Below are 11,949 nucleotides of genomic sequence, written 5' to 3' on the forward strand. Positions count from 1 at the left end.
AAACCCCTGCGCCCGAAGCCGAACCTGTGCGCGTCGCTGCTCCCGAGAAACAGCCTCAGTCTTCGGAGAACTCGATCCACACTGACGGCGTGGAGGGGCCTGCCTGGTATGTCATCCATTGTTACTCAGGCTATGAGAACAAGGTGCGGCATAACCTCGAACAACGCATCGAGACGATGGGCATGAAGGATCGTATCTTCGATGTGGTCATTCCGACCCAGGAAGAGATCGAAGTCAAAGACGGCAAACGCCGCACGGTGGAACGTCATATTTTCCCCGGCTATGTGCTTGTGAACATGGCACTCTCGGAAGAATCCTGGTATGTGGTCCGCAACACACCCGGTGTGACGGGTTTCGTTGGTATGGGAAATAATCCTACGCCATTACGTCCTGAGGAAGTTGCGCAGATCGTCAAACGTATGGAGGCCGAAGCGCCCACAGTTAAAGTCACTTTCAAAGTGGGTGAACGCGTCCGCATTGTGGATGGGCCGTTCAACGATTTCCGTGGCGTGGTTTCTGAGATCGATATGGAGCGCACCAAAGTCCGCGTGATGGTGAGTTTCTTCGGACGCGAAACGCCTGTTGAGTTGGATTTCCTACAGGTTGAAAAAGCATAATTAGACAGTAGCAGGCTTCAGTTAAGCCTGATGCGGTGGGAGGGTCTCCCAAATGACCCGCTAAAACCACGAAGGAGTTAAGTCAAAATGGCAAAGAAGTTAAAAGCAATCGTTCGTCTACAGCTCGAGGCAGGCAAGGCAAATCCTGCGCCTCCTGTTGGCCCCGCGCTGGCAAGCCATGGTATCAACATCATGGCCTTCTGCAAGGAATACAATGCCCGCACATCTAATCGTCCGGGTGAGGTCCTCCCTGCGGAAATCACCATCTATACTGATGGATCGTTTACATTTGTGCTTCGCACCCCACCTGCCGCAGTTTTGCTTCGCAAAGCCGCAAAGGTTGAAAAAGGTTCCGGCGTTCCGAACAAGGAAAAGGTCGGCAAAGTGACCCGTGCCCAGGTGAAGGAAATCGCCGAGTTGAAGATGAAAGACCTCAACGCGATCAGCCTTGAAGGTGCAATGAAGCAGGTTGAAGGCACAGCCCGTTCGATGGGTATTACGGTAACCGACTAATTTTGTGGGAGGGTGGCTCTGCCATCCGCTTGCACCACGGAGGAAAAAATGACCAAACACGGAAAAAAATATACGGCGGCGGCCGCCAAAGTTGATATTGACAAGGTGTATTCCGCCCGCGAAGCAGTTGCACTCGCGAAAGAAACTTCGATCACCAAATTCGATGCAACTGTTGAAGTTCATATGCGCACCACGCTTGACTCGCGCCAGGCAGACCAGCAATTGCGCGATGTAGTTGTTCTGCCTCACGGCCTCGGCAAGACTGTGCGCGTGCTCGTCTTTGCTCAGGGCGAAGGTGCAGCGGCGGCTCGTGCGGGCGGCGCTGATCTTGTGGCTGATGACGATGAAACTATGAAAAAAATCGAAAGTGGCACGCTTGATTTTGATGTAGCCATTGCCACTCCTGATGCAATGGGTAAGGTAGGTCGCTTGGGCCGTGTACTCGGTCCGCGCGGTTTGATGCCAAACCCGAAGGCTGGAACAGTGGTTTCTGCTCAGGATATGGAACGCGCCATCAAGGAAGCCAAGGCTGGACGTGTGGAGTTCCGTCTCGATAAGACCAATAACATCCACGTTTCCATCGGCAAGGTTTCCTTCTCTGCTGATAAACTTTATGAGAACTACATGACCCTGGTGGACGCAGTTAATAAATCCCGCCCATCGGGTGCGAAGGGTAACTTCGTGAAGCGCATTACCGTTACCACCACCATGGGACCTGGTGTGAAGGCCGATCCCAACGAACATATGCAAGGTGCCGAGTAGAAATACTCGTTTATCCCTAAAAATCCACTTCGCCGATGAAGGCGGGTGTCCCGTTGGATAGGTTTCGATATGCGCTTCGCACTACTCAACCTTCCTGCGTCCCTTCGGGACTTAATTTCCTGCTCAGGTGGAGACTGATAGAAAAATTCAGCACTCTCTTGTGCTGATTCCCTCCGGGGACTAAAAGTCTTTGCCTGCGTGAGTGGCAAAGACTTTTATATTGAAAGGAGGTGAATAACCTTTGGCAATTTCAAAGCAACGCAAGGAAGAAGTGCAGGCTCAGTATGCGGATTGGATCAAGCGTAGTGAAGCTGTGATTCTCGTGGAATATACCGGCGCGACCATGAAGTCTATTGATTCGATTCGCGCGAAGATCCGTGAAACGGGCGGTGAATTCCACATCGTAAAGAACACACTTGTCCGCCGCGTGTTTGCAGAGAATGGCATGGAGCTTCCCCAGGATTACCTGGTGAAATCCACCGCGATCTCTTTTGCATTCACAGACCCTGCTTCCACAGCGAAAGCATTGACCGATGCAACAAAAGGCAATGAGTTCGTTAAAGTGAAAGGCGGCCTGATGGGCGGTAAAGCCCTCAGCGCTTCTCAAGTGAAGGCTCTTTCTGATCTACCGCCGCTGCCCGTTATGCGCGCAACATTGTTGGGCGTTTTGCAGGCTCCTGCCAGCAAGCTCGTCCGCACGCTCGCTGAACCTGCCCGCGGACTCGCGGCTGTTATCAAGGCACATTCTGAAAGTGCACAGGCTGCGGCCTAGTTTTCAACGTATCAAGCGGGTTCATCTCGCATAAAATATTCAAAATTCAATTAATTAGCAAGGAGTGCTAAACAATGTCTGACAAGCTCGATAAACTCGTGGAAGAACTTTCCACCCTTTCTGTGCTCGACGCGGCTGATCTAGTGAAGAAACTCGAAGAGAAGTGGGGCGTTTCCGCCGCCGCCCCTGTGACTGTTGCCGCTGCTGGTGCCGCCGCTGCCGCCGAACCTGTTGAAGAGAAGACCGAGTTCGATGTGGTCATTAAGGATGCCGGCGCCAAGAAAATTGACGTCATCAAGGTTATTCGCCAGTTGACCAGTCTGGGACTCGGTGAAGCCAAGACCCTCGCTGAAACTGCAGGTGGAAAAGTCCTCACCGCTGTTGGTAAGGATGCCGCAACTGACGCCAAGAAGAAGCTCGAAGAAGCCGGCGCTGTTATCGTAGTCGAGTAAAGCTTCAAATTTCAACAAAAACACGGACGGCTCGCAAGAGCCGTCTTTGCATTTAAATAGGGTAGTACCAATGTCCTATACCAGCTAGTTGACTCTGCTTTGAAGTTTCCCTATAATGATAGCAATTGGTCTGACCACCATACCACAGGAAATACGATGAAAATTCAACCGATTGTTCATAAGACTTTGGCTGACGCTGTTGCAGGGAAATTGACTGCATCGCTTTTGGATGGCAGCCTCCAGCCTGGTGCTCAATTACCGCCTGAGCGTGAGTTGATCACCCGTTTTGGCATCAGCCGTACTACCTTACGGGAAGCGCTCAAAACCCTCGAGAAAAACAGGTTGGTAGAGTCACGGAAAAATGTAGGCTGGTTCGCTCTGAAAATCGATGAGTCAAATATGACTCAGGCGCGAGAAATGGCCGGGCCGACGCGGCAGGCTGAACGTTCAGCAAAAAACGAGCCTCCAACCGGACCTATTCGCTTGCCCATCGCATCCGAAAAGCCGATCCATATTCCAAACCTTCAAAAAGACCGCCTTGGGACTTTCGATTTTATCTCCTGGTGGGATCGTGATAAGGTGAAGAATGCCAAGGTGATGGTGGTTGGTGCCGGCGCACTTGGAAATGAAGTCATCAAAAACCTAGCATTAATGGGAATTGGGCATATTTTTATTGTGGATTTCGACAAGATCGAACTCGCCAATTTGAGCCGTTCAGTCTTGTTCCGCGAGACGGATAATAATCGCAGCAAGGCAGAAATCGCAGCTGCACGTGCGAAAGCAGTTAATCCGAACGTGCATGTCCAGTATCTTAATGGCGACATCATGACAAAACTGGGTCTGGGAATTTTCCGCCGTATGGATGTTGTGATCGGTTGTCTTGATAACCGGGAAGCAAGGCTGGCAGTAAACCGTTTTTGTTACTGGGTCAACAAACCCTGGGTGGATGGCGCGATTCAAGAACTGCTAGGGTTGGTGCGTGTCTTCGTACCGGGACAGGGAGCCTGTTACGAATGCACGCTCACCGAGCAGGCACTGAGGGATTTGTCGCTTCGATACTCCTGCCCATTGCTGGCACGCCAAAACATTTTGCTTGGTAAAGTGCCGACGACTCCAACCATCGCTTCGATCATTGGTGCGATGCAATCCCAGGAAGCTTTGAAGGTCATCAACAATATGCCGGTGGAACCAGGTAAAGTGACCCATTTTAATGGAATGGTCAATGAAATGCATACCACCGCATATTCGCCCCGCGAAGATTGCGAATCTCACTGGAGCTATGGCGATATCACCGAATTACCGGCGCGTGCCGAACGCACAACCATTGACGATATCCTGCGCATTGCCTGTGCAGACCTTGGCCTGAACGCAGTGCTTGAATTAGACCAGGAACTGGTCACGAGACTTGAATGCCCTAATTGCCATACCGTTGAAGAAGTCCTGCGTCCTCTTAGTGAGGTGACATTCGATGCCGGCCACTGCCCAACCTGTGGCGTATTGCGCGAAGCCTTTATGACCCATGTGATCACCGGCGAAGAGCCTTTCCTGCATCGCACTTTGGCGAGCATTGGTGTACCGCCCCTTCATATAATCCGTGCTCACAATGATGTGGAGTATCGTTTCTATGAATTAAGCGGTGATTTGCCAGATGCATTGCACTTTCGAGATTACGAGTCAACAGTAAAGATAGAGAATAAAAAGCAGCACCGCATTCGGATTAAGGACAAACTCCAGGTAAAAGCTAAAGAGGCATCTGTTCTAAAACTGCGTAGTGGTCGTATTCGATTACGAGACTAGGCGAGATTTAACGGAACTTGAAATGTCCATTCATACCAGCACAATGAGCAACTCTTATTCCTCTTCCAACCGACTGCCCAATTTCCTTCGAAAACTGGTCACTATATTTTCGTTTGTGATTGGTGTTGCCGCGCTTATGGCCTTACTCAATGTTTACCAGACAAATCTTTCGCCATTGTTGATGACGATCTTTGCGATCTTAAGCATCGGGTTGGCGGCTGGTTCCGGGTCACGCGCGGTCTTTTACGAATGGTCGGGATTTGTTCGCTTTTTGATCATACTTTTCGCATTGCCCATAGGATTGTTTATCCTTGGCTTTCTTACAAACTGGGAAATGGGACTTGGCCCACTCGACCCCTGGCTCAAGGGAAGGATCGACACCTCTCAATTAATCCAACTGGGCGGTGCGCTTCTGGTTGCCATCATCAGTTTGGATGCGTGGTGGAAGCACCAGCCGAAAATAGAGAGCCTGCCAGACTCGCGAGGCTCATCCAGGCGTAGGGAACAACCATCGGCGGCCTCCATTCAATCGGTCCAGCCCAGATCGTCACAATCCCACTCCCAGGAAAGATTTACATTCCTGCCAAAAAGAAATCCGCGCCCGAAATCTCCTAATAGGAGCAATGGCCGTACACGCACAACCTCGGCAATCGATAAAGTAGTTATTACGCACACAGCACAACCACCACCAACTCGTTCGAGGTTTAGACGATTATTCAGTCGTAAACCCAATTTACAACTTTCGCTTTATGAAGAACATCGCTGCCCATTTTGCCTCGAAGAAGTCAAGCGGAATGATCCGCGCGGTGTGAAGAAATGTGAAGTCTGCAATACATTGCATCATGCAGATTGTTGGGCGGTGACTGGCATGTGCCAGGTACCCCATCTAAATACATGACGGAGGAATTCATTATGCCTGATATGAATGTCACGATCGTACTACCCAGCGGCGGCGCGCGATCCGCCGAAGTGCCGGATGATGTATCCCTGCACGAATTGATGCCCGAATTGACATCATTGTTGGATCTTCCAACTGTCGGCCCGGATGGACGGCCTATGGGGTATCGCCTTGACAGCAAGGCGCTCGGAAGGGAATTGAAGGAGAATGAAACATTGTCAGCGGCTGGGGTTCCCGAAAATGACCGTCTGATGCTTACCGCTGATATTACTGCGGGAGGAGTTGTCTCTGTTGGGGGAAGCCCGCGTATGCGTCGTTTGAAGGCTGATTACGAATTGATGCAGGATCTAAATGCGCGCAGCGATCTGATTTCCTTCAAGGCAATGGACATCCGCCCGGGTGTGCCGCCTGAAAGATATATTGTCACATTTACCTGTAAGAGTATTTCGAGTGTTGATCGATCTGGGAAACCCATCTATTCGAACCACCACCAGGTGGAAATCTATCTCCATAATCAATATCCGCAGCGCTGGCCCGGTATGAAATGGTTAACGCCCATCTGGCATCCGAACATTAATCATTTGAATGGCAGCGTATGTATCGATGCAGCCTGGTGGACGGCCAGTCGTTCACTGGACCGCCTCATTATCATGTTGGGTGAAATGTTGCAATGGAAGAACTTCCATGATGACCCCACAAAACCACCATTTCCCTGGGATGCAGAAGCAGCGCGATGGTCACGTGAGTACCGCAAAACACATGCGAAGGAATTTCCCGTGGACCATCGTGAATTACTTAGGCCAGAACGAGTGAAGGTGAAACCTGTTGAAGCAAAGAAAAAGCCTACCATTCGTTTGAAATAGATATTTGGCAAGCACAGAATATTGTATCCGTTGTTTTAGACCAACCAAGAAAAGGAGAAAACCATGTCAGAAATACCCGTTACCCTCGTACTCCCCTCAGGCGGCAGCCGCAACGCTGAAGTTCCTGATGATGTGGCCGTAAAGGAATTGCTTCCAGAATTGATGACTTCTCTGGAATTGCCCACAACAGGTCCTGATGGGCGACCAATGTCTTACCGCCTCGACAGCAAGGCACTGGGCCGTGAATTGAAGGAGGAGGAAACCCTCTCTCAAGCTGGTATTCCACAAAACGACCGCCTAATGATGACCGCGGATGTTACTGCAGGATAGACCACTTTGATCGGGCTGTTCTGCTTCCCTAGAACAGCCCGATCAATCCCATTCAAAACGGAATCATAAATGAACAGTATCGGTATTCGCCTCTCATCCCCAAACGCCATAAGACCCAAGAAGGCCTGTATGCCTCTTGCACGCTCCAAGCGTTGGGAGTCACCTCATGAGAAAAAAGGTGCACAGCCGTTGGTGAAGGTCTTTGTTTCCCAATCAGCTTATAGCCGAATCTGCCTGCACTCAATCAGTGAACTAGACGATGAAGTTGGCGGTGCATTGATCGGTTTATGGTGCAATGATCGCGATACTGATGAACAATTTGTTGTGGTGCAGCATATGTTGCCCGCCCATCATACACGGCAGGGCAGCGTCTACCTTACTTTTACCCAGGATACGATTGTACAATTTCACGATGAAATAGAGAAAAACCATAAGGGCAAAAAGATCGTCGGCTGGTATCACACGCACCCGCGTATGGGAGTGTTTCTATCCCACTATGATACCTGGCTGCATAAGAATTTTTTTCCCGAACCATGGCAGGTGGCATTGGTGGTGGAACCTCATACTTCGGTTGGCGGGTTCTTCATCCGCCGAGATGATGATGCGCTCGATCCCACGCGCTATTTTGGCTTTTATGAATTAAACGGCAATATGGGAAGAAGCATGGTCGAATGGAAAAACCTTCAAAGTTTTGACGAAGAAAACGAAGGAGTCTAAATTATGAACAGACAAATGCGTACATATTTTTATGCTGTATTCGGCGCGATCGGTGGATTGATCGGCTGGCAGATAAGCGACTATCTCGGCTTGTCTTTCGCTACGAATCTATTTCTGAGTGAAGCCATCGTCGGTGGGCTGATCGGTTTTGTTATTGGTTTATTCATCGGCATCACTGAAGGCCTGCTCACTCGGAATTTTGTTCAAACCATCAAAGCCGGGTTATTTGGCGGTTTGCTTGGGCTTGTTGCTGGAGCCATTGGGCTGCCGCTTAGTGAATATCTATTCCAGGCTGTGGGAGCAGGCATTCTTGGCCGGGCCCTAGGTTGGGGCGTATTTGGCATGTTGCTTGGGCTGGCAGAAGGAGTCGTCGGCAAAAGCCAGGCTTGGAAAGGTATGCTCGGTGGATTCATAGGCGGCGCAATAGGCGGCGCATTGCTTGAGAGCGCTTCCAAATGGCTCAGCAACCCACTAAGTGGAAAAGCCGCGGGCCTTATTTTGCTTGGTGCTTCCGTGGGCGCGTTCATCTCCCTCATCGTCGTTTTGCTCTCACGCGCCTGGCTCGAAGTTGTTTCCGGCAAACTTAAAGGCACCGAGTTCATTTTGGATAAATTCATGAAAGCGGGCGGCCCGGCCATTGCCATCGGAAGTTCCGCTCTCAAATCTGAGATTGTTTTGCCCGACCCCGATATTGCCCCTCAACATGCCATGCTTACCGGCGATGGAATGCGTTTTTCCCTCAAAGATATGAGCATGGCAGGTACGTACATTAACGGTAGAAAAATTGAACGTACCGAATTATCGAACGGACAAAAGATCCGCATGGGCAATACCGAGATGATTTACCATGAAAAGAGGTAATCATGCAAATGAAAAGGATTCGCATCCTACTTAACCTTGGCCTGCTGCTGCTCCTGGTGTTTTCGTCAGCATCGACAGCCTTCGCGCAGAACGACACGCAAGTCCGCATTACGCAGGTGGACAATTCTAAATTCCCCACTGTTACAGTATATGTTTCGGTGACAAATGCAGCCGGTGAGCCGGTTGGTATAGACCCTGCAACCATCCAAATTTCTGAAAATGGTCAACCGATGGAAATCACGGAGGCGCGAGGTGGGGGGCCAGCCGAACAAGGCAACGCTGAACCGGTAACAACCATGTTGGTGATCGATATCTCCGGCAGCATGGATAAGAACGACAAACTCACAGCTGCAAAGGATGCTGCCAAGGCCTACGTCAGCCAAATGCGCCCCGAAGACCAGGCTGGCTTGATGACCTTTGATACAAAGACATATTATGTTCAGCAGATCACAACCGATACCGCGGCATTGACCGCCGCCATTGATAGTCTAAAAACCGGTGGCGACACATCCATGTATGATGCCTTGGCCGAGGCAACAAACGCGTTGGAAAGCGTTAGTGGCCGCAAGGCGATCATTGTCCTGGCTGATGGCTTGGACAACCATAGTACCAACACTGTTGATAGCGTGATCGAGCAGATCGGCCCAAGCGGGCTGACGATTTCGACAGTTGGCTTCGGTGATGCCAGCACAGCTTCACAGTCAGGGCTTGATGAGGCTGCATTGAAATCACTCGCTGAAAGATCTGGTGGTCTTTATAGTTATGCCGCCGACCCCGAATCCTTGAGCGCGCTTTACCAGCAGTTGGGCCGCACCTTGCAGAGTGAATATGCAATTACATATGTTTCCCCTGCAACTCTGCGAGATGGTGTCAATCGTGATTTGACCGTCACACTTTCAGATATAGGTGTCACTGCTCAATCTGATTACAACCCCGGCGGGGTTTTGCCCGAAGTCACTGCCCCGTCATTAACCATGTTTGGGTGGATCCTGGCAGGCTTGCTGCTCTTACTGTTCATCCCGTTTTTGATCATGCGTGGTGCGGGTTTATTCAGCGGGATGAGGCACAAAGACAAAGGCGGCAGGATTAAGCTGAATACAGCAGATGCAACGGGCAGTAGTAGTAAAAGCCCGGCTCCAAGCTCAAGCGGTAGTGGTAAGAAGCCGCGAATAAAGATCAAGTAGATATTCCAAATAAAAAGGACGGCTCCGACAAGAGCCGTCCTTTTGGTGTTTAATTTATTTACTACATGAACCGTTCTACTTTACGAATGACCATGACAACTTTGCCTTTGATCTCCAATGCTTCAGACTTTTTGAGCATGATCGGTTTCATGGTTGGGTTGGCGGGTTGCAGGCGGTAACCATCTCTTTCCTTGTAATAATATTTGAGAGTGGTTTCGTTTCGGTCTGAAAGCCAGACAGCCACCATTTCGCCATTGCGTGCATCCTGTGTGGGTTTGAGGATGACGATATCACCGTCGTTGATCATGGCATCGATCATGGAGTCCCCTTGCACTTGAAGAGCGAACAACTCCTTGCCCTTTTCTTTTCCGGGCATCAGTGAGCTTGCGATCTCTACAGAGTCTTCAGGGGTAAATGAGCCAAAATCTGCATTGGAGGGGACAGGGATCGGTTCACCAGCTTGAATGACGCCAAGCACAGGTACACGGAGCATGTCACCAAGCGGAGTGTTGCCAGTGAGCCGCATACCGCGTGAAATCTTGCGATCACGTTCGATGTGGCCCGATTTCTCGAGCTGATCGAGATAATAGTTCACAACCGACGTGGATGAGATATCACAATGCTCGCCTATCTCGCGGATTGAAGGGGGGTGTTTGTGTTCACGTTGATAGGATGCAATAAAATCCAGAATTCTCTGGTGGCGTTCGCCCAAGCCTTTGCTTTTTCTAACCATCATCATCATTTTGTATCTCCTGCCAGATAACTGGCACAGGTGAGCATTCTTCGCTCATTTGTGCTACAAATAATACTCGAACGCCTGTTCTGTGTCAAGGATTTTGATGAGGTCAGAATCTGGCTCTACACCCAGGTCCGGCGGCGCATCCAGAAGAACATAAAGACCGGGATAAGCAGCATCAGGCCCAGGGTCCCATAAAAGATCGTAGGGGCGGTCCAGCTTTCGTAGGGCGGATTCGCAGCGAAGAAGTTCATCCCAAAGAAGCCTGTTACAAAAGTCAACGGCATGAAGAGGGTGGTGATGATCGTGAGAGTCTTCATGACCTCGTTCATACGGTTGTTGATCACCGATAGGTAGGTATCCAGCGCGCCGCCCACCAGGTCGCGCAGGCTTTCGTTCACATCATGCAGGCGGACGAGGTGATCGTAAATATCGCGGAAGAAGATGCGGTCTTTGCGGTCGATGACCTGGTAATCGTCACGCGCCATTTTATTGAGCACCTCGCGTTGGGGGAGCAGGATGCGGCGCATGGCCAGCAATACCCGCTTCAATGTGAACAGCCTTGCAAGCGTTTGAGAGCTGGGACGGTCAAAGACCTGGTCTTCGATCCAATCTATCTCTTCATCTATTTTTTCGATGATCGGCATATAGTTCATTACGATTGAATCGATGATCTTATAAAGCAGATGATCGGCGCCATCTTGTGAATAACGCGGATCGCGCTGGCTTGTGCCCCATGTTTCATCTATGGATATGATGGGATTGTCATGATGCGTAATCACGTAATTCGGCCCGAGGAAAATATCCAATTCATCAACTTCGGTATCCCACGGGTCGGTGGCTTTTACGAGATGCATGTAATTTAGAACAATATAAAGATAGTTTCCCCAATCATCTATTTTAGGTGCGTGCGTTTCTTGTAGCGCATCATCAATGGCAAGATGATGAAATCCGAAACCTTGCAAAATAGGCAGGGCTGTTTCAGGAGGTTCTGACACAAAGTCGACCCAAAGCAGGCCACGCCTGTCACGTAGAAGGCGGGGGAATTCAGATAGGGGAATTTCGGTGCGGGTAGGCTTGCCAGGAGAGAAAAAGAGTGAGCGAATCAAGGTTGACCTCCAAAAGGCGGATTTTTTACTATTTTCCAGGATAAATCAATTATCTTGAAGTGTATATTGAAATTATTGATTTCCTACTTGACAAAATTAAAAAAATGTTTATAATTTTATTAGAAATGCAGTTAAAACATTGAGATTTTTCGTTTTCGGCCTGTTTTCCTATTGGTTTACAAATGGAGAATATTATGAACAACTTTCATGACGAAGATCTGTTGGATCTGGCGAAACAGAAAAGTAAAGACAAAGTGATTTCTCAACCAGCCCAGAAGGCCTTGCTAGGCTCTTCATTGAATAATAATCGCCTGCTGGCTGCTCTTGGAACCTGGATG

14 protein-coding genes are annotated in these 11,949 nt (G+C 49.8%); 12 read left to right on the forward strand and 2 right to left on the reverse strand.

Features of this window, described 5'->3' with window-relative positions; all coding sequences use genetic code 11:
• Positions 1-74 precede the first annotated feature (74 nt).
• From nusG to AC14M5_RS18220, 12 genes are all read left to right on the forward strand, one after another.
• Positions 75-617 (forward strand): transcription termination/antitermination protein NusG, encoded by a 543-nt coding sequence (nusG, locus tag AC14M5_RS18165; protein WP_484031131.1) that lies wholly within the window; start codon positions 75-77, stop codon positions 615-617.
• Between the two features lie 87 nt (positions 618-704).
• The gene (rplK, locus tag AC14M5_RS18170; protein ID WP_484031118.1) at positions 705-1,130 is read left to right on the forward strand and encodes a 50S ribosomal protein L11; all 426 of its coding nucleotides are present in this window, start codon (positions 705-707) and stop codon (positions 1,128-1,130) included.
• 48 nt (positions 1,131-1,178) lie between these two features.
• Positions 1,179-1,892: a 50S ribosomal protein L1 gene (gene rplA / locus AC14M5_RS18175; protein ID WP_484031119.1), complete on the forward strand. Its 714-nt coding sequence runs from the start codon at positions 1,179-1,181 to the stop codon at positions 1,890-1,892.
• Positions 1,893-2,133: 241 nt separating this feature from the next.
• A complete protein-coding gene (rplJ, locus tag AC14M5_RS18180) occupies positions 2,134-2,664 on the forward strand; it encodes a 50S ribosomal protein L10 (protein WP_484031120.1) in 531 nt (176 codons plus the stop codon).
• Positions 2,665-2,738: 74 nt separating this feature from the next.
• Positions 2,739-3,116 (forward strand): 50S ribosomal protein L7/L12, encoded by a 378-nt coding sequence (rplL, locus tag AC14M5_RS18185; protein ID WP_484031121.1) that lies wholly within the window; start codon positions 2,739-2,741, stop codon positions 3,114-3,116.
• Positions 3,117-3,272: 156 nt separating this feature from the next.
• Positions 3,273-4,913 carry a ThiF family adenylyltransferase gene (locus AC14M5_RS18190; protein ID WP_484031122.1) on the forward strand — a complete coding sequence of 547 codons (1,641 nt, stop codon included), beginning with the start codon at positions 3,273-3,275 and terminating at the stop codon, positions 4,911-4,913.
• 22 nt (positions 4,914-4,935) lie between these two features.
• Positions 4,936-5,811 (forward strand): hypothetical protein, encoded by an 876-nt coding sequence (locus AC14M5_RS18195; RefSeq protein WP_484031123.1) that lies wholly within the window; start codon positions 4,936-4,938, stop codon positions 5,809-5,811.
• A 14-nt stretch (positions 5,812-5,825) separates the two neighbouring features.
• Positions 5,826-6,674 (forward strand): ubiquitin-conjugating enzyme E2, encoded by an 849-nt coding sequence (locus tag AC14M5_RS18200; RefSeq protein ID WP_484031124.1) that lies wholly within the window; start codon positions 5,826-5,828, stop codon positions 6,672-6,674.
• Between the two features lie 63 nt (positions 6,675-6,737).
• Positions 6,738-7,004 carry an EsaB/YukD family protein gene (locus AC14M5_RS18205; RefSeq protein ID WP_484031125.1) on the forward strand — a complete coding sequence of 89 codons (267 nt, stop codon included), beginning with the start codon at positions 6,738-6,740 and terminating at the stop codon, positions 7,002-7,004.
• 69 nt (positions 7,005-7,073) lie between these two features.
• On the forward strand, positions 7,074-7,721 hold the full coding sequence (locus AC14M5_RS18210) for a Mov34/MPN/PAD-1 family protein (protein WP_484031126.1): 648 nt from the start codon (positions 7,074-7,076) through the stop codon (positions 7,719-7,721).
• A gap of 3 nt (positions 7,722-7,724) precedes the next feature.
• Complete coding sequence (locus AC14M5_RS18215) at positions 7,725-8,582, forward strand: FHA domain-containing protein (RefSeq protein WP_484031127.1); 858 nt, start codon at positions 7,725-7,727, stop codon at positions 8,580-8,582.
• 2 nt (positions 8,583-8,584) lie between these two features.
• Positions 8,585-9,766 (forward strand): vWA domain-containing protein, encoded by a 1,182-nt coding sequence (locus AC14M5_RS18220; RefSeq protein WP_484031128.1) that lies wholly within the window; start codon positions 8,585-8,587, stop codon positions 9,764-9,766.
• Positions 9,767-9,827: 61 nt separating this feature from the next.
• On the opposite strand, the gene lexA is transcribed toward AC14M5_RS18220, so the two are convergent.
• Positions 9,828-10,508, reverse strand: coding sequence for a transcriptional repressor LexA (gene lexA / locus AC14M5_RS18225; RefSeq protein ID WP_484031129.1), 681 nt, complete (start codon positions 10,506-10,508; stop codon positions 9,828-9,830).
• Positions 10,509-10,624: 116 nt separating this feature from the next.
• A complete protein-coding gene (gene corA / locus AC14M5_RS18230; RefSeq protein WP_484031130.1) occupies positions 10,625-11,611 on the reverse strand; it encodes a magnesium/cobalt transporter CorA in 987 nt (328 codons plus the stop codon).
• Positions 11,612-11,949 lie beyond the last annotated feature (338 nt).

It is taken from the genome of Candidatus Villigracilis sp., assembly GCF_057083605.1.

Excerpts from the sequence above, each read along its gene's own strand:
- AC14M5_RS18190 (WP_484031122.1), top strand. The coding sequence starts at position 3,273 with ATGAAAATTCAACCGATTGTTCATAAGACTTTGGCTGACGCTGTTGCA.
- rplL (WP_484031121.1), top strand. The coding sequence starts at position 2,739 with ATGTCTGACAAGCTCGATAAACTCGTGGAAGAACTTTCCACCCTTTCT.
- AC14M5_RS18220 (WP_484031128.1), top strand. The coding sequence starts at position 8,585 with ATGCAAATGAAAAGGATTCGCATCCTACTTAACCTTGGCCTGCTGCTG.
- rplA (WP_484031119.1), top strand. The coding sequence starts at position 1,179 with ATGACCAAACACGGAAAAAAATATACGGCGGCGGCCGCCAAAGTTGAT.
- AC14M5_RS18200 (WP_484031124.1), top strand. The coding sequence starts at position 5,826 with ATGCCTGATATGAATGTCACGATCGTACTACCCAGCGGCGGCGCGCGA.
- AC14M5_RS18210 (WP_484031126.1), top strand. The coding sequence starts at position 7,074 with ATGAACAGTATCGGTATTCGCCTCTCATCCCCAAACGCCATAAGACCC.
- AC14M5_RS18195 (WP_484031123.1), top strand. The coding sequence starts at position 4,936 with ATGTCCATTCATACCAGCACAATGAGCAACTCTTATTCCTCTTCCAAC.
- AC14M5_RS18205 (WP_484031125.1), top strand. The coding sequence starts at position 6,738 with ATGTCAGAAATACCCGTTACCCTCGTACTCCCCTCAGGCGGCAGCCGC.
- rplK (WP_484031118.1), top strand. The coding sequence starts at position 705 with ATGGCAAAGAAGTTAAAAGCAATCGTTCGTCTACAGCTCGAGGCAGGC.
- AC14M5_RS18215 (WP_484031127.1), top strand. The coding sequence starts at position 7,725 with ATGAACAGACAAATGCGTACATATTTTTATGCTGTATTCGGCGCGATC.
- lexA (WP_484031129.1), bottom strand. The coding sequence starts at position 10,508 with ATGATGATGATGGTTAGAAAAAGCAAAGGCTTGGGCGAACGCCACCAG.